The 20774-nt window shown below is 67.4% G+C and carries 12 protein-coding genes; 6 read left to right on the top strand and 6 right to left on the bottom strand.

Going from position 1 to position 20774, the window contains the following annotated elements:
• The coding region (locus ACTHJR_RS09990) for an alpha-L-rhamnosidase-related protein (protein ID WP_440523009.1) at positions 1–917 on the top strand (917 nt) is incomplete at its 5' end.
• A 159-nt stretch (positions 918–1076) separates the two neighbouring features.
• Here ACTHJR_RS09990 and ACTHJR_RS09995 read toward each other — a convergent pair.
• On the bottom strand, positions 1077–2279 hold the full coding sequence (locus ACTHJR_RS09995) for an SGNH/GDSL hydrolase family protein (RefSeq protein WP_440523011.1): 1203 nt from the start codon (positions 2277–2279) through the stop codon (positions 1077–1079).
• Positions 2276–4354 (bottom strand): beta-galactosidase, encoded by a 2079-nt coding sequence (locus ACTHJR_RS10000; RefSeq protein WP_440523012.1) that lies wholly within the window; start codon positions 4352–4354, stop codon positions 2276–2278. The genes ACTHJR_RS09995 and ACTHJR_RS10000 overlap by 4 nt, the downstream gene beginning before the upstream one ends.
• 157 nt (positions 4355–4511) lie before the next feature.
• Here ACTHJR_RS10000 and ACTHJR_RS10005 point away from each other — a divergent pair, with 157 nt between their 5' ends.
• From ACTHJR_RS10005 to ACTHJR_RS10025, 5 genes are all read left to right on the top strand, one after another.
• Positions 4512–8570 (top strand): glycosyl hydrolase, encoded by a 4059-nt coding sequence (locus ACTHJR_RS10005; RefSeq protein ID WP_440523013.1) that lies wholly within the window; start codon positions 4512–4514, stop codon positions 8568–8570.
• A gap of 144 nt (positions 8571–8714) precedes the next feature.
• Entirely contained in the window at positions 8715–9470 is a 756-nt protein-coding gene (locus ACTHJR_RS10010; protein ID WP_440523014.1) for a FadR/GntR family transcriptional regulator, read from the top strand.
• A gap of 111 nt (positions 9471–9581) precedes the next feature.
• On the top strand, positions 9582–11402 hold the full coding sequence (locus ACTHJR_RS10015) for a beta-L-arabinofuranosidase domain-containing protein (protein ID WP_440523015.1): 1821 nt from the start codon (positions 9582–9584) through the stop codon (positions 11400–11402).
• Positions 11402–12670 (top strand): ribulose-bisphosphate carboxylase large subunit family protein, encoded by a 1269-nt coding sequence (locus tag ACTHJR_RS10020; protein ID WP_440523016.1) that lies wholly within the window; start codon positions 11402–11404, stop codon positions 12668–12670. The genes ACTHJR_RS10015 and ACTHJR_RS10020 overlap by 1 nt, the downstream gene beginning before the upstream one ends.
• Positions 12667–13941: a four-carbon acid sugar kinase family protein gene (locus tag ACTHJR_RS10025; RefSeq protein WP_440523017.1), complete on the top strand. Its 1275-nt coding sequence runs from the start codon at positions 12667–12669 to the stop codon at positions 13939–13941. The genes ACTHJR_RS10020 and ACTHJR_RS10025 overlap by 4 nt, the downstream gene beginning before the upstream one ends.
• Positions 13942–14097: 156 nt before the next feature.
• Here ACTHJR_RS10025 and ACTHJR_RS10030 read toward each other — a convergent pair whose 3' ends face one another.
• The 4 genes from ACTHJR_RS10030 to ACTHJR_RS10045 form a co-directional block, all read right to left on the bottom strand.
• Positions 14098–16179, bottom strand: a complete 2082-nt coding sequence (locus ACTHJR_RS10030) for a beta-galactosidase (protein WP_440523018.1) — start codon at positions 16177–16179, stop codon at positions 14098–14100.
• On the bottom strand, positions 16176–17441 hold the full coding sequence (locus ACTHJR_RS10035; protein WP_440523019.1) for an MFS transporter: 1266 nt from the start codon (positions 17439–17441) through the stop codon (positions 16176–16178). Before ACTHJR_RS10035 ends, ACTHJR_RS10030 begins: the two co-directional genes overlap by 4 nt.
• Positions 17438–18106: an aspartate/glutamate racemase family protein gene (locus tag ACTHJR_RS10040; protein ID WP_440523020.1), complete on the bottom strand. Its 669-nt coding sequence runs from the start codon at positions 18104–18106 to the stop codon at positions 17438–17440. Before ACTHJR_RS10040 ends, ACTHJR_RS10035 begins: the two co-directional genes overlap by 4 nt.
• Positions 18107–18125: 19 nt before the next feature.
• Positions 18126–20774 (bottom strand): family 78 glycoside hydrolase catalytic domain (locus tag ACTHJR_RS10045; protein ID WP_440523021.1); only part of this gene is annotated, 2649 nt, incomplete at its 5' end.

Below are 20774 nucleotides of genomic sequence, written 5' to 3' on the forward strand. Positions count from 1 at the left end.
TGGTGGACTACGGTCTCGGCGATTGGCTCGATCTCGCGCCGCGTGAGCCCGGCAAACGCAACCAGCTCACGTCGATGGGGGTGACCGCCACGGCCACCTACTACCAGATGCTGACCTGCCTGGTGGACATCGCGCGCCGTCTCGGTCGCCCGGCGGCTGAAGTCGCCGATTACGCCCGCCGCGCGGCAAGCGTGAAGGCCGCGTTCAACACCGCATTCTTCCATGTCGACAAAGGCAGTTACGATACCGGCAGCCAAACCGCCAACGCGATGCCGCTCGCGCTCGGCATGGTGCCGGCGGGGCAGGAGGGGCGCGTGCTCGACGCGCTGGTCGCGAACATCCGCGCGCGTGAGGATCATGTCAGCGCCGGCGATATCGGCTTCCATTACGTCGTGCGCGCGCTCGGCGAGCATGGCCGGTCGAACGTCCTCCACGCGATGCTCTCGCGCACCGATCCGCCGAGCTACGGCGCGCAGATCATGGCCGGGGCGACCGCGCTGACCGAGAATTGGGATCCGGCGCAAGGCGGGTCGCAGAACCACTTCATGCTCGGCCATGCGCTCGGCTGGCTGTATTCGGGGCTGGGCGGGATCAAGCTCGATTTCTGGCAGGCCGGGGTGCCGCCGATCACGGTGGCGCCGCAATTGGTGCCGGGGTTGGAGCGGGTCGCGGTGGGGTATGACTCGGTGCTCGGGCCGATCCGGAGCGCGTGGTCACGCGAGGGCGGGAAGACGCGATTCGAAATCGACGTGCCCGCAGGGGCTACGGCGACGGTGCGGTTGCCGGTTGGGCGATCGGGGTTGCGCGAGGGTGAAGCGCCGGTTTTGCGCTCGGTCGGGATCACGGCTGCGGTCGAGCGCGGCGGACAGACGGTGCTGGCGGTGGGTTCGGGCCGTTACCGGTTCGAGGCAGCCTAAACCGCGCCTCAATACCTAACCGTCACCCCCGGCCTTGTGCCGGGGTCTGCCGTGCCGCCCATCATAGTTTCCGTTACGAAGGGCATGACTCGCGGCACGGCGGATCCCGGGACAAGCCCGGGATGACGAAGGGAGAAGGGTTTCGTCAGGAGCCGGCCGCTACCGGCACCCCTGCGCCATGATCACCGGCAACGCGGTTTTCGCCATGGTCGCATAACCCGCATCGTTCGGATGGAGATGGTCCCCGATCTGCTCCGCCAACCGCATCACCGTCGGCTTGCCGGGCTCGCGCATGGCGATGTCGAAATCGATCACCCCGTCGAAGCGCTTCGCATTGGCGCGGATCCAGGCGTTGACCGTCTCGCGCCGCTGCTCGCCGGCGGCATCGGCATAGGCCGCGCCTTCATAAGGCAGCAGCGTCCCGATGATCACCTTCAGCCCGCGCGCCTTGGCCCGCGCCAGCATCTGCTCGTACGCGGCGATCAGGCTGGCGGCGGGCGGCTGCCAGTCCTTGGCCGGGTCCTTTACCTTGCCGATGTCGTTGATGCCCTCGAGGATCACGACATGCGTCGCGCCCGGCACCGACAACACGTCGCGGTCGAAGCGCGACAGCGCGTTCGGCCCGCGTCCCTGGCTCAACAATCGGTTGCCGCTGATCCCCTCGTTGGCGATCGCCCAGCAGCGCCCGCCCGCACTCGCAGCGAGCAGGCGGCCGAGCTGGTCGGGCCAGCTCATCGCCCGCGACGCGCCGGCGCCTTCGGTGATCGAATCGCCGAAGGTGACGAGCACGCGGGTCGCAGCGGTGCCTGCGACCTCGAGCCCGCTGACCACCCCCGAGGCGCGAGCATGGGTCGGGCTGGGGAGATCGACCAAACCGGTGACGTTGCCCGCCGCGACGTCGACCATCTGGGCGTGCGCGGGCGGCGCGACCTCATCCGGGAAATAGACCGTCACCGCCAGCCGCTCGCCGGCGGTGACCGGAAAGGCGATCGGGTCCGACAGCATCGGCGCATGCGCTGGCACCAGCGTATCGGTCGCTTTGGAGAACGTCAGCGGACGGACGCTACCGGCGACCGGCTTGCCGTCCGCATCGAGCCGCATGATCGTCGCCGCACCGATCCGCATCGGCATGTCGGCGAGTTCGTTGCTGAATCGCACCCGCAGCGTTTGCCCGGCGATGCCTGCGCGCACTTCCTGTCGCACCGTCTCGTCATGGAAGGGACGGCCGAGCGCTTCCTTGATCTTCGGCTCGTAGCCGATCGGCGGCGCCGACCAGCCCGGCACCCAATGTTGCGGCGCGGTGGCGGCGGCGCCGACCAGGCACAGGCCGAACAGAGGGAGAGCGAGATAGTGACGCTTCATGGGCGATCTCCGCGCGCGAGAGTGAACCAGGCCACACCATGCGCGGCGATCCGGCCGTCCGTCCAGTCGCCGCCGGCCGGCGACGCACCGGCGGGCGGCGCGAAGGAATGCGGCACCGTGCCGTGGTTGATGACGATCAGCAGGCGCTTGCCCGCGCCGGCGCGCTCGGCGATTTCGAGGTCGGGATCGGCGTCGCGGACGATCGGCGACACACCGGCGTCGGCGAGCAGGTTGCTTGCCAGCTTGGCCATGGTCGCGGTGTCGAGCCAGGCGCCGACATAAGTGATGCTGCCGCGCCCGACCTTGCGGCTGACGATCGCCGCCTTGCCGTCGAGCCAGCCGCCGGCGTCGCGATAGGTCGCGATGGTGCGAACGTCGCTAGCGTCGGGCACCAGCGCCTCGGCCCAGATCGTCGCCTTGCCCTCGATGCCGCCGGTGATCCCGACACCCTGGTCGAGCGCATAATATTGCGCGACCTTGGCGCCGAGCAGGTCGGCCAGCGGGCCCGGCTGGCGTTGCGGCCACAGCGCGTCGGTATCGTCCTTCATGCCCGAGCGCGGGCCCAGCACGAGATGGCCGCCCCCGCGCACATAGCGCTCCAGCAATTGCGCCTGAGCTTCGGTCAGAACGTTGAGATCGGGCGCGACCACCAGCGGATAACGCGACAGATCGGCGTCGACCGGCAGGATAGCGACGCCCTGCGACTGGACGCGGAGCGGGCGATAGAATTCGGTGAACGCCTTGACCGGGTCGAAGTCGCGATTGTGGCGCTGCAGGTCGATCGCCCAGCGGCTGTCGTAGGAAAAGATCATCGCCACATGCGCGACCGGCTCGGTGTCGGCGAGCAGCGGCGCGGCCTTGGTCAATTCGCCGGCGGTGCGCGCGATCTCGGGTTGGATCGGATTGAACTCGCCATCCTGCCCCAGCACCGCGCCGTGATAGGTTTCCTGTCCGTTCGCCGCCGGGCGCCATTGCCAATAGAGCACCGCATCGGCGCCATGCGCGACCGCCTGCCAGGCCATCTCGCGTACCTGCCCGGGATCGAGCGCCCGGTTGATCGGCACCCAGTCGACGCGGCCAGGCTGCGTCTCCATCAGCCAGAAATTGCGCTGCTTGTAGCCATGGACGAGATCGTGATTGGCGCCGTTCGCCACCCAATCGGGCCGGCCGTCGGGGATGTAATTGTCCCACGCGGCAATATCCAAGCCGCGATGCATCTGGAAATGGTCGAAGCCGGCGTTCCAGAACATCGTGTTGGTCGTCACGAACATGCGCGGGTCGATCAGCGGGCGGATCGCCTGTACCTGGTTCTGGACATAATCGATCCAGGTCGCGGTGGCGAAATGCTTGAAATCGAGCAGCAGCCCGGGGTTCTGCTGGCCGGTGGCATGCAGCGGGACCTGGCCGAAATCGTTGTAATGCTGGCTCCAATATTCGGTCGCCCAGCGCCGGTTGAGCTCGTCGATTGTCCCGTAACGCGCCTTCAGGAAAGCATGCCAGGCGACGACCGCCTCGGGGTCGAACGAGGGCGGGCCGATCTCGTTGTCGATCTGCCACCCGACCACCGCGGGATTATGGCCATAACGCTTGGCCATCTCGGTCGCGATGATCCGGCAGAAATCGCGATAGCGCTTGCTGGCGAAGGAGAATTGCCGGCGCCCGCCATGACCGGCACGAGTACCGACCTCATCGACGCGCAGGACGTCGGGATATTTCTGGGTGAGCCAGGCGGGCGGGGCGGCGGTCGGGGTGCCCAGCACCACCATCATGCCATGACTCCGGGCGGCGGCAATCGCGCGGTCGAGCCAGGCGAAGTCGAACTTCCCCTCCTCGGGTTCCATCCGGCTCCAGGCGAATTCGGCGATCCGCACGGTGTTGAACCCGGTCGCCTTCATCATCGCGAGATCGGTACTCCAGCGCGCCTCGGGCCATTGCTCGGGATACCAGGCGACCCCGACCGCGATCGCCGGTCGGTCGGCAAAGGCCGTGGCGCGCTCTGGAAAGGAAGTCGGTGCTTGGGGCAGGGCGGCCGCCAGGGGCGCCGACACGGTCAGCGCGGCCGCGACCACAGCCATGATTCCGCCTCGCGCCATCCGCTCCTCGATCGTTGTCTTGATTCGTGATGGCCCATCCTTAGCGAAGTAATGGGGTTGCGCAATTAATATGCTTATATGATATTTATGCACTCAACCACCGCGGCCGCCGGCAGCGGCGACCCGGGAGGATGGAAGCATGGCGCGTGTGGGTCGATGGGTGGCGGGCTGTGCGCTGGCGGCGATGGCGACCGCCGCGATGGCGCAGGACACGCCCAGCGCGCCGAGCGCGGCGCCGACCCCCGAGACCTTCCGCAATCCCCCCGCCGACAGCCGGCCCGACACGCTCTATTTCTGGATGAACGGCAACGTCACCCGCGAGGGGCTCGACGCCGATCTCGCCGCGATGCGCGATGCCGGGCTGGGCGGGGTGATGATGTTCGACGGGTCGAGCGACGTACCCAAGGGCCCGGTCGACTATCTGAGCCCGCAATGGCTCGACCTGATGACCCATATGATGACCCGAGCGCAGGCGCTGGGACTCAAGGTCGGGTTGCACAACGCGCCCGGCTGGTCGTCGTCGGGCGGGCCGTGGGTCACGCCCGACCGCTCGATGCAGCAGATCGTCTGGACTGAAACCACGGTCGACGGCGGCAAGCCGCTGACGGTCAAGCTGCCGCAGCCGTTCACCAAGCTCGGCTATTATCGCGATGCCGCCTTGCTCGCTTTCCCGGCGAGCGACGGCGACGAAAGTGCCTATCGCGACCGCATCGCCTCGATGCGCGCGGCCGCCCCGGTGCCGGCCGGTACGTTGACCGATCGCGATCTCCACACCTCGGTCGACATCGCCCCCGATGCGCCACTGGTCATCGAGATGAAGGCGCCGTTCAACGCTCAGGCAGTCACGCTCTACGGCGATATCGACGCCAAGGCGTTCGGCGCGGCGATCGACGCGTCGGACGACGGCCAGCATTGGACCAAGGTCGCCCAAGTCTCTTCGCCCGCGCAGAAGGAGCGCGGGATCGAGGCGCCCGGCAGCATCAATGTCCCCGCCGTCACCGCGCGCTATTTCCGCGTCACGCCCAACGCCAAAATGAAAATCGCCGAGGCATTGTTCTACGCGACGCCGCGGATCGAGGATTGGGCGTACAAGGGCGAGCATCTGTTCAAGATGTTGCCGGCCGTCGAGAAATATCCGACCGATCTGCAAGCGCGGTACGCGATCGACCCGGCCAAGGTGATCGACCTGTCCGCGAAGCTCGACGGATCGGGCATGTTGCACTGGACCCCGCCCAAGGGGCGCTGGACCCTGCTCCGCTTCGGTCACACCACGACCGCCCATCTCAACGTCTCCGCCTCGGATTCGGGGCGCGGGCTGGAAGTGGACAAGTTCGACGCCGGCGCGGTCGATTTCCAGTTCAAGAGCAGCGTCGACCGGCTGGTCAAGGCGTCGGGGCCGCTCGCCGGCAAGACGTTCGACCGGCTCGAGATCGATAGCTACGAAGCCGGGCTGCAGAATTGGACGAGCGCGCTGCCGGCCGATTTCGCCAAGCGCAACGGCTATTCGCTGCTACCCTATCTGCCGGCGCTGACCGGGCGCATCGTCGGCGATCTCGATACCTCGAACCGCTTCCTGTTCGATTTCCGCCGCACGCTCGCCGACCTGATGGCCGACAATTATTACGGCCGGCTGCAACAGGACGCGACCGCGGCGGGCTTGCGCCTGCATGTCGAGGGCTATGGCCCCGGGCCGTTCGACGAACTGCAGATCTCGGGCCGCGCCACGGTGCCGATGACCGAATTCTGGACGCGCACTCCCTGGACGGACAATCGCACGGTCAAGATGGTGTCCTCGGCCGCGCACATTTACGGCAAGCCGATCGTTGCCGCCGAATCCTTCACCGGCGAGGCCGAGACCAGCCGCTGGGAAGACTATCCCTATGCGATGAAGTTGTTGGGCGATCAGATGTTCGCCCAGGGCGTCAACCAGATCTATTTCCACCGCTACGCGCATCAGCCCGATCCCAATGCGGTGCCCGGCATGACGATGGGGCCGTGGGGGATCAATCTCGAGCGGTCGAACACCTGGTTCGCGCAAGCCAAGCCGTGGATGCAATATCTCGCCCGCAGCCAGTATCTGCTGCGCCAGGGGCATTATGTCGCCGACGTGCTGTTCTTCGTCGGGGAGGAGAGCCCCAACCAGGCCGAATATGTCCGTCCCGACGTCTCGCCCGACAGCAACCCCAAGATCGGGCAATATTTCGACCCGCAAATGCCGCCGGGCTATAGCTACGACCTGGTCAATGCCGAGGTGCTGCTGACCCGCGCCAGGGTAGAGGACGGGCGCATCGTCCTGCCCGACGGCGCGAGCTATCGGCTGCTGGTGCTGCCGGCGACGCTGTCGGCGATGACACCGACGCTCGCCGCCCGCATCCGCGAACTGGTCGAGCAGGGCGCGACGATCCTGGGCCCCAAGCCGTCGCGCTCGCTGACGCTTGCCGGCAAGGCGCAGGACGACGCCGCTTTCCGCGCCGCGACGGATGCCGTGTGGGGCGACAATGCCGGTGCGGCGCCCCGCACGGTCGGCAAGGGGGCCGTATTCAGTGGCGGCGGGATCGCCGCGGCGCTCGACGCCCTGAAGGTCGCGCCCGATGCGCAATGCCGCACGGCGACGCCCGACGGGCAGGTGGTCTGGCTGCACCGCCGTCTGACCGGCAGCGACCTGTATTTCGTCGCAAACCGCCAGCGTCGCGCCGAAACCGTGACCTGCACTTTCCGCGTCGGCCGGGCGGTTCCCTCGCTCTGGGATGCGGAGACCGGCAAGGTCAGCCATCCCGCGTTGTTCGACAGCGGGCGCGACAGCACCGAAGTAACCTTCTCCTTGTCGCCGGGAGGATCGACCTTCGTCATGCTCGACCCTGCGCCGGCGGCCGCGCCGGGCGTGAGGTGGATCGCGCGCGACGGCGTGCGGGTGGCGGGCCTCGGCGAAACGGCGACGCCCGTCTCCGCGCCGTCGAACAGCTTCACGCTGTCGCTCTGGGCGAAACCCGATATCGACCTGCGCGTGATGCCCGACGAGAAGGTGGACGGACGGATCAACGAGACCGGCAAGAATTATCTGATCAACGCGCGGTCGGGCCGCGACCTGCACGGCGAGGGGACGGCGGTCGCCGGGCTCGCGCTGGGCCGCAACGGCGCGATGGTGATCGAGCGAGTCTCGCCGGACGAGGTCCCGGCGGTCCTGGTCAGCCGCACCCCGGTGTCGGGCTGGACGCATGTCGCCCTGGTCTACGACCGAGGGACGCCGAGCCTCTATCTCGACGGCAAGCTGGTCAAGACCGGGCTGCGCAGCGGCCGCACGGTATTCGCCGGGGGCAGCGACGCGCCGGCGCCCAGCGGCGTGACCTATTTCTTCGAGGGCAATTCCACGCCGCTCGTCACCGTGCCGCGCGCGCTGACTCCTGCCGAGATCGCGGCCGAGGCGGCCAAGGGCCCGCCCGCGCCGGTGACCGACGCGTCGCCGGTGACGCTCGACCGGCGCGAGGGCGCCGGATTGAGCGCGCTGGTCTGGAAGAGCGGGCGCTATACGACCGACAAGGGCGCGGCTTTCGACGCCAAGGTGCCTGATCCGATCGCGGTGAACGGCGCCTGGACCGTGCGCTTCCAGCCCAGCCGCGGCGCGCCCGACAAGGCGATGCTGCCGCAATTGCAATCGCTGAGCCGCAATGCCGATGCCGGCATTCGCCATTTCTCCGGAACCGCCACCTATCGGCGCGATATCGAGGTTCCGGCCGCCGCGCTGCGCAAGGGGCGGCATGTCTATCTCGACCTCGGCCGGGTCGAAGTGCTGGCGGGCGTGACGGTCAATGGCAAGGATCTCGGCGTTGTGTGGAAGGCGCCCTATCGCGTCGACATCACCGACGCCGTCCATGCCGGCCGCAACAGCATCTCGGTCGCGGTCAGCGACCTTTGGGTCAATCGCATGATCGCTGACGCCGCGCTTCCCGAAGAGGGCAAATATGTCGATGGCGACTGGGCGATCGGCGAACGCGTCGGCCCCGACGGCAAGAAGGTGCCGATCATGACGCGCAAGATCACCGCTTTGCCCGATTGGTACAAGGAAGGGCGTCCCAAGCCGCCCGGCGGTCGCGTGACCTTCTCGACCTGGACCTTCTTCGACAAAGACGAGCCGTTGGTCGATTCCGGCCTGCTCGGCCCGGTGCGGATCGTGTTCGCCGACGAGGTCGAGGTGAAATAGGTGATCGCGCGCGACTCTCGAACCCCGCGACCGAACGGTCCAAGGTGAACGCGCTTGCGCGTGGCACGCGCCGCCTCTTATGTCATATTATTGGCGAACCCGATCGGATTTCCGGGGGCGGGCGATCGGAGGAGATCGAATAGGATGTTGTCGCGGCCCAATTTCAGCAAGTTCGCCGACGCGACGTTGTCGAACGCGGACCAGGTGGCACGCTCGATCGGCGGCGACATCCTGGCGGGAACCTTCCCACCGGGGAGCAAATTGCCGTCCGAGGCCGAGATGCTCGGTCGGTTCGGCGTCTCGCGCACGGTGCTGCGAGAGGCATTCAAGACGCTGACGGCCAAAGGACTGATCGTGTCGCGGACGCGGGTCGGGACGATGGTGCTCGACAGTACGCACTGGAATTTCTTCGACGCCGACATCCTGGCGTGGAAAGTCAGCCAGGGATTCGATGTCGCGTTCCTGCGAGATCTCGCCGCGATCCGCCTGGCGATCGAGCCCGCCGCCGCAGAGGCCGCCGCCGAGCAGGCGACGCCCGCCGACATCGCCGCCATGCGCGCCTGCGTGGCGCGGATGGCGGACGCGCCCGGCAGCGCGAGCGATTTCGCCGATGCCGACCTCGATTTCCACAAATCGGTCGGCTTCGCCTCGGGCAATGTGTTGATGCGGTCGCTGGCCGCGGTGATCGAAACCGCCTTGCTCGCCTCGTTCCGCCTGAGCTCGCCGGCGCGCGAGGCCGATGTCCATGAGGAAAGCGTCCAGGGCCACGCGCGGATTGTCGACGCGATCGAGGCGGGGGACGGCGCGGCGGCGGCCCAGGCGATGCGCGATATCATCAAGCACGGCCTCGTCCGGCTGCAGAACGCCAGCGGCCAGCGCAAGCGGCGCCCGTCCGGCTGACGGCGCCAAACCTCATCCGAGTCCTTGCAGGTTAATTGATATTATTATATCAGGAAATGACATGCGGAGGGGCACCGCCGGAGCGGTGCCGTCGGAGATGAGAGGATTGGCATGAAGGGCTTGGAAAAGGCCGGAGTTTCGCGTCGCGAGTTGTTTCACTGCGCCGCCTGCGCGACCGCGGCCGGGGCGCTCGCTTCCTCGCCGATGGCGTTCGCCGCCGGGGCGTCGGCGCTGCGCGGACAGGAAGTCGTCCACGAATTTCCCTATGGCGCGGTCCGCCTGACCGGCGGTCGGATGAAGCAGCATTACGACCATATCGCGTCGCATTATCTGGCGCTCGACAATGACCGCCTGCTCAAGGTCTTCCGCCAGAATGCCGGCCTGCCGGCGCCGGGCCCCGACATGGGCGGCTGGTACGATGCCGACGGCTTCGTGCCGGGCCTCGCGTTCGGACAGTACGTTTCGGGTCTCGCGCGGATCGGCGCGACGACCGGCGACAAGGCCGCGCATGCCAAGGTCGCGGCGCTGGTCGACGGTTTCGGCAAGGCGATGGTCGCGGCCAAGAATCCCTATGCCGGCCCCAAGGCGCAGGAGCAGTGGGCCGCCTATGTCATGGACAAATACGTCGTCGCCTTGGTCGATGCCTATCGGCTGAGCGGAGTCGAGCAGGCCAAGACGCTGCTGCCGATGATCATCGACAAATGCGCGCCGTACATCTCGCCGGTCTCGCGCGACCGCGTCGGCAAGGTCGATCCGCCCTATGACGAGACCTATGTCCTGCCGGAGAATCTATTCCACGTCGCCGACATCACCGGCGACGACAAATACCGGGCGATGGCGGTCCATTACCTGCTCAACAAGGAATGGTTTGATCCGCTCGCGGCGGGCCAGGACGTGCTGCCGACCAAACATGCTTATAGCCATACGATCGCGCTGAGTTCGGGCGGCCAGGCCTATCTCCATCTCGGCGATCCCAAATATCGCAAGGCGCTGGAGAATGCCTGGACCTTCATGGAGCCGCAGCGGTTCGCCAGCGGCGGTTGGGGGCCGGAGGAGCAGTTCGTGCCGCTCCACCAGGGCAAGCTCGCCGCCAGCCTCAAGTCCTCCAAAGCGCATTTCGAGACGCCGTGCGGCAGCTTCGCCGACATGAAGCTGGCGCGCTACCTGACCCGCTTCACCGGCGCGCCGATCTATGGCGATGGTCTCGAGCGCACGCTCTACAACACGATGCTGGCGACGCGGCTGCCCGACAGCGACGGCGATTATCCCTACTATTCGAACTACGGCAGCGACGCCGAAAAACTCTATTACCAGAAGAAATGGCCGTGCTGCTCAGGGACGCTGGTCCAGGGCGTCGCCGACTATGTCCAGGGCCTCTATTTCCACGACGACAATGCCTTGATGGTCAACATGTACGCCGGCTCCGAAGTCCGCTGGGACCGTCCCGGCGGCGCGGTCGAAGTGGTGCAGGAGACCGACTATCCGGCCAGCGACCATATCCGCCTGACCGTGCGCAAGCCGGGCAATGGCCGCTTCGCGATGAAGCTGCGTATTCCCGCCTGGACCAGGAACGCGACGCTCAAGGTCAACGGCGCGGCGCAGGCCGTCACGCCGGGCACGCTGGCGACGGTCAGCCGGACGTGGAAGGCCGGCGACGTGGTCGAACTGACCATCCCGCAGCCGCTCCGCACCTTGCCTATCGACGACCAGAATCCGAACCTGGCGGCGGTCATGCGCGGCGCGGTCATGTACGTGGGCCTCAATCCGTGGACGGGAATCGGCGATCAGGCGATCGCCTTGCCCGGCGCGCTTCAGCCGATGCCGGGTCAGAACCAGTCCTATCGTACGCAGGTCGACGGTCGCGACCTGGTGTTCGTGCCCTATTTCAACGTCGATACCGAGCGCTACAACACTTACTTCAAGACCGCGTGATGACCGAACCACGGATTACCGCAACCTATTGGATCGAGACCGCTTTCCCGCTGCAGCAGGCGGCGGAGACGATGGCGGGCGAGCAATCGACCGGCACCTTCGTCCGCGTCCCCGGCGAGACCGACGAACTGCGCGAGGCGCATGCCGCGCGGGTCGAGGAATTGGTCGAACTGGGCGAGGTCGTGGCGCCGTCGCTGCCGGGATCGGGATTGCCCAAGTCGGGCGATGCCACGCGCCGTGCGGCGCGGGTCAAGCTGTCCTGGCCGGTGTCGAACATGGGGCTGTCGCTCCCCAATCTGCTGGCGACGGTCAACGGCAACCTGAGCGAGCTCAAGGCCTTTTCGGGATTGCGGCTGATCGACCTGACGCTGCCGCCCGAGTTCCTCAGCCGCTATCAGGGACCACAATTCGGCGTCGCCGGTACGCGCGACCTGGCGGGGGTCTATGACCGCCCGATCATCGGCACGATCATCAAGCCGAGCGTCGGTCTCTCGCCCGAAGCGACGGCCGAGCAGGTTCGCTCGCTGGTCGAGGCGGGGATCGATTTCGTCAAGGACGACGAGCTCCAGGCCGACGGCCCGCATTGCCCGTTCGACGCGCGCGTCTCGGCGGTGATGCGCGTGATCAACGACTATGCCGATCGCACCGGCAAGAAGGTCATGTACGCGGCGAACCTGACGGGCGAGATCGACGAGATGTTGGCGCGGCACGACCATGTGGTCGCCGAGGGCGGCACCTGCGTCATGGCAAGCATGAACTCGATCGGCTTGCCGGCGATGAAGGTATTGCGTGCCCATGCGCAATTGCCGATCCACGGCCATCGCAACGGCTGGGGAATGCTGGGCCGCTCGCCGGCGATCGGGATGAGCTATATCGCCTTCCAGAAACTGTGGCGCCTCGCGGGCATCGACCACACCCATGTCAACGGCATCGACAACAAGTTCTGCGAGAGCAACGAGAGCGTCATCGCCTCGGCGCGCGAATGCCTGACGCCGATGTTCGACCCGCCGCATCCGGGGTGCGAGATCATGCCGGTCTTCTCGTCGGGCCAGTCGGCCAGGCAAGCCGCGCCGACCTTCGCGGCGCTCGGCTCGGTCGATTGCATGTTCGCGGCGGGCGGCGGGATCATGGCGCATCCGGGCGGCCCGGCGGCCGGCGTCCGTGCACTGCGCCAGGCGTGGGAAGCGGCGGTCGCCGGCGTGCCGGTCGCCGACGCCGCGCGTGACGCGCCCGAACTGGCGGCGGCGCTGGGGGCATTCGGCGGGTGACGCCGCTCTACGCTTTCTACGGCGACGATTTCACCGGATCGACCGACGTCCTCGAGCAATGCGCGGAGGGCGGGGTGCCGGCGGTTCTCTTCCTGCGCGAGCCGGACGCGGCGTTGCGGGCGCGCTTTCCCGAAGCGCGCGCGATCGGCCTGGCCGGCGACAGCCGCAGCCGCTCGCCCGAATGGATGGACGGCAACCTGCCGCGCGCGTTCGCGAGCTTGGGCAATGCGGCGATCGTTCATTACAAGACCTGTTCGACGTTCGATTCCAGCCCGCACACCGGCTCGATCGGCCGCGCGCTCGATCTCGGCGTCGCCGCGTTCGGCGGCCCGGCGGCGATCGTCGTCGGCGCGCCGCATCTGCGCCGTTACGTCGCCTTCGGTAATCTCTTTGCCGCGGCGGGCGCGGAGGTGTTCCGCATCGACCGTCATCCGACCATGTCGCGCCATCCGGTCACGCCGATGCATGAGGCGGATCTGATTCGCCATCTCGCTGCGCAGACCGAAGCGCGGATCGCGCTGGTGCCGATCGACCGTATCCATGCCGACGAAGCCGATGCCGCCTTCGCCGAGGCGAGCGACGCTGACGGCGTGCTGTTTGACGGTCTGTCGATGGACGACCTCGCCGCGACCGGCGCCGTTTTGCTCGGTCGCAAAGTGGGATTCGCGGTGGGCAGTTCGGGCGTCACGCGCGCGCTGGTGCTGGCATGGCGCGCGGCCGGGATCGTCACCGGTGCGGCGAACGACGTCCGCGCGGCGGAAGTCGATCGGTTGCTGGTGGTGAGCGGAAGCTGCTCGCCGGTGACCGCGCGGCAGATCGCGCAGGCGGCGAGCGACGATTATGTCGGTGTCCGAGCCGATGTCGACGCCTTGCTGCGCGGCGAAACGGCGGAAGAGGAACGGCTGATCCGCGCGGCGAGCGACGCGCTGGGGCAGGGCGGCCGCGCGATGGTCCATTCGGCGGAAGGACCGCTGGGGAGCACCGCGCCCGCGGCCGGCGATCGGCTGGGCGCGGCGCTCGGCCGGGTCGCGGGTGCCGCGATCCGCGAGGCCGGTCTCTCGCGCGTGCTGTTCGCCGGCGGCGACACCTCGAGCCATGGTGTCGCGCAGTTAGGAATCGACGCCTTGACCTGGGCCGCGCCGATCGAACGCGGCGCGCCGCTGGTCCGCGCGCACGCCGCCGATCCCGCGATCGATGGCCTGGAACTGGTGCTCAAGGGCGGCCAGATGGGCGGGGACGAATTCTTCGAGGCGGTCAGGCGCGGGGGATAGGGCTTTTAAATCCTCCCCGTTTACGGGGAGGGGAACCGCTCGCGTAGCGAGCGGTGGAGGGGGTCCTCCTCATCTACATCGCCTGGGGCGCTCCCCCTCCACCAAGCCGCTGTGCGTCTTGGTCCCCCTCCCCGTAAACGGGGAGGATCGAGGTCGTTATCGCATCGCCCGCGACAGCACCGCCACACCCTGCGCGCCCAACGTCACCGACCGAACCCGGCCACCCGCCAACACATCCGTCATCGCCTCCGGCAATGCCACCGTGCGGCTCTCGCGGCCATGGTTGATCAGGATCACGATCGATTTCCCCTGGCCCCGGCGCGTCATCAGTTCGACATCGGCCGGCACCGCGAAGTCGCGCACCACGCCGGCATCGCGCATCGCGTCGCCGATCAACTCGTCCATGACATGGTCGTCGATCAGCGCCCCGACATAGGTGATGCTGCCCTTGCCGACCTTGCGGGTGATCACCGCGGGCTTGCCGTCGAGCCAGCCATTGGCCTTGCCATAGGTCAGCATGACCCGCGTATCGGGCGCGGTCGGCGTCAATTGTTCCGCCCAGATCGACGCGGTGCCATCCCCCACCGCGATCTTCTCGTCGAGCGCATAGAATTGCTCGACGCGGCCGCCCAGCAACTCGGCGAGCGGCCCCGGCTGACGCTGCGGCTGGAGCCGGTCGTAGCCGTCCTTCATGCCCGAGCGCGGCCCCAGGATCAGGTGCCCACCGGCGCGGACATAATCGGCCAAACGTTTCGCCATCGCGTCCGTGATGACGTTCAGGCTCGGCGCCACGACCAATTTATAGCCATCGAGCGGCGCGCCATCCGCCGCGACGATATCGACCGCGCCCAGCGCATCCTTGAGCGGCCGGTAGTAATCGAGCAGCACCTCGATCTGGTCGTAATCGCGATGGTGAAGCTGGAAGTCGATCGCCCAGCGGCTCGGATAATCCTGCAGCAGCGCGACCGGCGACACCGGGCTGGTCCCGGCCAGCACCGGCGATGCCTTGGCGAAGTCGCGACCGATCGCCTGGATCTCGGGATAGATCGGCAGCGGCTTGCCGTCGGGCCCGACGACCGACCCGTGCATCGTCTCCTGGCCGTTGAGCGCATTGCGCCATTGCCAATAGAGCACGGCGTCGGCGCCATGCCCGACCGCCTGCCACGCCATTGCGCGCGTTTCGCCGGGATAGAGGATGTTGCTGACCGGCGCCCAGTTCACGAAACCCGGCTGCGTCTCCATCACCCAGAAATTGCGCCGCTTCCAGCCGCGCACCAGGTCGTGCGTCGCGCCGTTGCGATAGGGCTTGAGATGCCCGGTGCCGACGTAATCGTCCCACGAGGCGAGATCGAGGTCGCGGGTGATCGCGTAGCGGTCGAAGCGATCCGCCCAGCCGAGCCCGCCGAGATTGACGGTGATGAACGGCTTCGGCCCCACCACCGCACGAACGGCGTCGCGCTGGTTGCGGTGGAACTCGCCCCATTGCTCGGTGATGAAACGCTTGAGTTCGAGCATCCAGCCGGGATTGCCGCGCTCGTTGTTGAACGGCACCTGGTCCCAGGCGGTATAGGTCTGCGACCAATAAGCGGTGGTCCACGCCTCGTTGAGCTTGTCGAGCGTGCCATAGCGTTGCTTGAGCCAGGCGATCCAGGCGGCGCGCGCCTCGGGATCGTAGCTTTCGTCGGTCGGCTCGTTGCCAATCTGCCAGCCGATGACATTGGGCTCGTCCTTCAGCGCCTGCGCCATGCGCGTGACGATGTCGCGGGCAAGCACTCGATAGCGTTGCGACGAGATCGAGAATTGCCGCCGGCCGCCATGGCCCAGCCTTTTGCCGCTGCCGTCGACCTGCAGCGTGTCGGGATATTTCTCGGTCAGCCAGGCGGGCGGCGTGTCGGTGGGGGTGCCGACCACCACCTTGATGTCGTATTTCGCGGCGAGGCGGACCGCACGGACCAGCCAGCCGAAATCATACTGGCCTTCGCTCGGTTCCATCCGGCTCCAGGCATATTCGCCGATGCGGACGACGTTGGCGCCGGCGCCCTTCATCAGCCGCAAATCTTCGGGCCAGGCGCTTTCGGGCCATTGCTCGGGATACCAGGCCGAGCCGAGCCACAGCCGCTGGTCGGCGACCGGAACCGGCGCGGTCGCCGCTTGCGGCCGGGCAAATGCAAAGGGCGTCGGAGTCGTGACAAGCATCGCCGCCAGACCAAGCGAGAGGCTGAACTTGCGCATCATCATGCCGCCATCGGATCGGCTTGGGGCGAGACCTTGCGATCGAATCCCTTGGTGCAATCGATCAAGGTGAAGATACCGGCCGCGACCAGCACCATGACCGCGACTCCCTGCAACGGTAGCGCGTAATTGCCGGTCACCGCGACGATATGGCCGAACGCCACCGCGCAAACGAAGCCGCCGATATTGCCCGCCGTGTTCATCACGCCGCTGGCGGTGCCGCCATGTCGGCCGCCGATCGCCATGCACATCGCCCAGGCGGAGGGCAGCATCAGGTCCATGACCATGAAGGCGGTGCCGGAAAGCGCCAGAACGGCGAACTTGGCGGTCGCCAGGCTCATCGCGATGAGCAAGGTCGCCGTCAGCGTCAGGCAGATGCTGGCGATCGTACGATAGGCGCGGCGAATACCGATCCGCGCCGCCAGCCGGTCGCACAACACGCCGCCGGCGAGATTGCCGACCACCCCGAGCAGGAACGGGATCGCGCCGTACACGCCCATCTCGGCTTCGGTGAAATGCGCGCCCTTGACCATCCAGGTCGGAAACCAACCGAAGAAGAACCAGCTACCGAACGCATAGAAGAAATAGGCGAGCGCGATGAGCCAGAGCTGGGGCAGAGAAAGGAGGCGCCGCCACGGCGTGCCCTTGTGGCCCGCGCCGTCGTCGCTGCCGATCTCGGCGACTTCCTCGGCGCTGATGCCCGGCTGTTCGGCCGGGCGATCATGGAACCAGCCGCGCCAGGCGACCGCCCAGCACAGCCCGACCGCGCCGAGCACGACGAATACCGCTTGCCAGCCGAAATGGCGATCGAGCGGCACCAGCAACAGCGGCGCGAGCGCGCCGCCGAAGCGGCTCGCCGCCCAGATCACGCCTTGGCCGCGCGCCCGCTCGCGCGCCGGCAGCCAGCGGTAGAGCACGCCCGACATATTGGGATAGGCACCCGCCGCGCCCAGCCCGAACAGGAAGCGCGCGGCGAACAATTGCCAAAAATTGCGGCACACCGCGGTCGCGGCGGTGAACGCCGACCACCAGACCGTAATCCGCGTCAGTTCCCGGCGATAGCCATGCGCGTCGCCCATCGCGCCCGAGGGAATCTCGAACACCGCATAAGCGATGACATAGGCGCCGAGAATCCAGCCCCAGTGCTCGGGCCCGATGCCCAGATCCTTCTGGATCGAGGTCCCGGTGACCGCGATCGCCATGCGGTCGATGAAGGTGATGATCGACAGGAGCGCGAGCAGCCCGACGACCGCATAGCGCTTCTTCACCGGCCGAGGCCCGCAAGCACGTCGCGTGCATGCAACATGCCGAGCTCGGGACTGGAATAGACCGGCGTCGACACCGCGCCTTCGGGCAGGCTGGCGACCACGCGGGCCATCGACGCCTGGGCGAGCACGATCGCGTCGACGCCCTTCATGCCCTCGGTCAGGCCTTCGCCGACGATGCGGTCGTGGGTGGCGCCGTCGCCCGCCATCACGGCGTCGAACGCGCCCTGGCAGAGATGCTCGACGATCTCGATCTGCTTGCCCTGTTCGTCGGCGACACGGCGGACGAGTTCGGCGGTCGGCTCGAGCGTGGTCGAGAGCGTCGCGACCACGCCGATCCGCTTGCCGGTCGACACCGCTTTTTCGGCCATGGCACGATCGACCCGCAGCACCGGCTGCTCATAAAGCTCGGCCGCCATGTCGACCGCGCGACCGATCGACGAGCAGGTCACCAAGGCCGCGTCGCAGCCCGCGTCGAAGCTCGAGCCGACCAGCCGGATGACCTGGCGCATCGTCGCCTTCTGGAGATGCCCGGCGGCGATCGTGTTCTTGATCGTGCTCTCATCGACGAAGTGGAGCAGCCGGACGTCGGGCATCACGCGGGCCGCGATCTCGTTGAAGATCGGCGCGAGCACCGGCGAATTGTGGATGAGTCCAAGCGTGGCCACGGGCAGTTCCTCTCAGGGCTTATATCGTGAAATCGTAGGTGCCGGCGCCGACCTCGAAGCGGATCGTCGTGCCGTCGTTGGTGAACGCGCGGATCGCCGGATGCGCGCCGAGTTCCTGGCCGCCGTCGCGCCATGATCCCGCCGGGAGTTCGACCTCGGCGATGGTGTTGGCGGGGATCGACAGCGCGAACCGCGTCAATCGTTCGGCGTCGCCGTCAGTGCTTGTTTCGATCGGGCCGACCAGTGACTCATAGCGTGCCGAGACGCGGCCGATTTGCGGCAACCACAAGGGCCGCGCGGCGATCCGACGGAAGCCCGGTGTGGCGGGCGCGATACCGGCGAGGCGGCGGTAGAAGAAGCCGACGATCGCGCCGAACGCATAGTGATTGTAGCTGTTCATCGACAGGTCGCCGGTGTCGCCGTTCCACCGCTCCCACATCGTGGTCGCGCCCTTGTCCGGCATATAGCCCCAGCTCGGATAACCGGTCTGCAGCAGCAAGCCGGAGACTTCCTCCAGCCGTCCGGTATCCGCGAGCACGTCGAGGATGTAGGGCGTGCCAAGGAAGCCGGTGGAGAGCTTCATGCCGCGCCGGCCGATGTCCGCGGCTAGCACGCCGGCAGCATCGTCGCGGCGATCGGTGGGGACCAGATCCATGAACAGGGCGAGTACCTGGCTCGCCTGACTGCCATTGCCAGCCGTCCCGTCAGCCGCGACGAACTCGGTCGCGAAAGCCTCGCCGATCGCAACGCGGAGATCGCGATACCGGCGCGCATCGTCGGCCCGGCCGGTCGCGTCCGCCATCTCGGCCATCAGCGCCGCCGACCATGCCCAATAGGCCGTCGCGCACAATACTCGCGGCGTGGTCTCGTCGTCGGGCTTGATCGCATCGACCGACAGCCAATCGCCGAGATCGAGCCCGCGATCGTGGCGCCAGATGTGGTCGGGATTGCTCCGCGCGACGAAGGCCATCCAGGCCTCCATCGCCGCCCAATTCTCGTCGATCACCGCGGTGTCGCCATAGCGTTGCCAGAGCTGCCAGGGCAGGATGATGCCCGCTTCGCTCCACCCCGCCGTCACCACGTCGGGGAAGGACAAAGGCTGCGGCACGACGATCGGATAGGCGCCATCGGGCCGCTGCGCCGCGCGCGCTTCGAGCAGGAAGCGGCGGATGAAGGGATCGACCTCCATGTTGAACGCGGCGGCGTCGAGGAACACCTGGATGTCGCCCATCCAGCCCATCCGCTCGTCGCGCTGAGGGCAATCGGTCGGCACCGAGAAGAAGTTGGATCGCTGGCTCCACAAGGCGTTCTGCCAGATCGTCTGGAGCAAGGGCGCGTCAGCGAAGGTCATCGAGCCGGTCTCACGGCACGCGCTGTGGACGACTACGCCCTCGATATCGTCCGCGGTCGGCACGCCGGGGTAACCGGCGATCTCGACATAACGGAAGCCGTGATAGGTGAAATGCGGCTCGAGCGTCTCTTCGCCAGTGCCGGCCAGCGTGAAGCTGTCGGTGGCCTTGGCGAGGCGCAGGTTGGACAGGTCGGCGGTGCCGTCGGGGTTGAGCAATTCGGCGAACTTGGCGGTGATCGTCGTGCCTGCGGGACCGGTCGCGCGAATGCGCACCCAGCCGGAGAAATTCTGGCCGAAGTCGAAGACATAACGGCCCGGTTGCGGCTCGCTGATCGCGATCGCTCGGCGCGCACCGGTGGCCTTCAGCGCAGGCGAGGTCTGCGCGACCAACCGAGCGGGCGGTGCCTCGCCGATTTTGGCTGTCGCCCAATCGCTGTCGTCGAAACCTGGCTGATCCCAGCCCGAGTGTTCCAGCCGCGCGTCATAGGTCTCGCCGTCGTAGATTTCCGACTTGAGGATCGGCGAGGGCGCGATCTTCCAGCCGGGCCCGGTGGTGATCCATTCGTTGCTGCCATCGGCATAATCGAGCCGGAGCTGCGCGAGCAGGCGCCGCGGCGCAGGGCCGAAGCCGTAGCGCTCGATCCGCCAGCCGAACGCGCTCGCATACCAGCCGTCGCCGACCGTCGCGGCGAGCGCATTGGCGCCCGGCGCGATCAGGTCGGTCACGTCATAGGTCTGGTAGAGAATGTGGTCTCGCGCGACCGTGACTTCGGGCGCGAGCAGCGCACCCGACACCGCCTGGCCGTTGATCCGCGCGTCATATGCGCCCAGCGCGGTCGCATAGAGCCGCGCGGCAACCAAGGGCCCGCGCGTCTCGAATTCGGTGCGGAGCTGCATCGCCGGCTCGGGTGGCCGGGGATCGTTATGGACGTTCGCGCCGCTCGGCTGTGCGGTAGTCCAACCCGCTGTGTCGGCGTTCAGTGCCGTCCAATTGGTAGGTGGGTTCGGCCGGACCTTCCACGCCGATCCGCTGACCAGGCGCTTGACGCTGCCGTCGGCGCGATGGAGGCGGATCAGCGCCCCGAAGGCGCCGCCATCGACCGGGAAGAAGCCGGGCGTGTCGGCTTCGACCAAAGCACAGACGCTGTTGCGCCCCGGCCGGACCTCGCCGGCATAAGGGGCAAGCGTGCCCCAGAAGGGCAAATTGGTGTCCCAGTCGAAATGCCGGTCGAGCGGCGATGCGGCGCCGTTGATCCAGACGCCGCGCAAATGGTCCTTGCCGGCCAGCAGCACTTCCGCGCGGACCAGATCGGCGGG

It is taken from the genome of Sphingomonas sp. (assembly GCF_051962185.1).
Lineage (GTDB): Bacteria > Pseudomonadota > Alphaproteobacteria > Sphingomonadales > Sphingomonadaceae > Sphingomonas.

Bases quoted from the DNA above. Each gene is read 5' to 3' on its own strand.
- ACTHJR_RS10020 (WP_440523016.1), top strand. From the start codon at position 11,402: ATGACCGAACCACGGATTACCGCAACCTATTGGATCGAGACCGCTTTC.
- ACTHJR_RS09995 (WP_440523011.1), bottom strand. From the start codon at position 2,279: ATGAAGCGTCACTATCTCGCTCTCCCTCTGTTCGGCCTGTGCCTGGTC.
- ACTHJR_RS10000 (WP_440523012.1), bottom strand. From the start codon at position 4,354: ATGGCTGTGGTCGCGGCCGCGCTGACCGTGTCGGCGCCCCTGGCGGCC.
- ACTHJR_RS10030 (WP_440523018.1), bottom strand. From the start codon at position 16,179: ATGATGATGCGCAAGTTCAGCCTCTCGCTTGGTCTGGCGGCGATGCTT.
- ACTHJR_RS10015 (WP_440523015.1), top strand. From the start codon at position 9,582: ATGAAGGGCTTGGAAAAGGCCGGAGTTTCGCGTCGCGAGTTGTTTCAC.
- ACTHJR_RS10005 (WP_440523013.1), top strand. From the start codon at position 4,512: ATGGCGCGTGTGGGTCGATGGGTGGCGGGCTGTGCGCTGGCGGCGATG.
- ACTHJR_RS10010 (WP_440523014.1), top strand. From the start codon at position 8,715: ATGTTGTCGCGGCCCAATTTCAGCAAGTTCGCCGACGCGACGTTGTCG.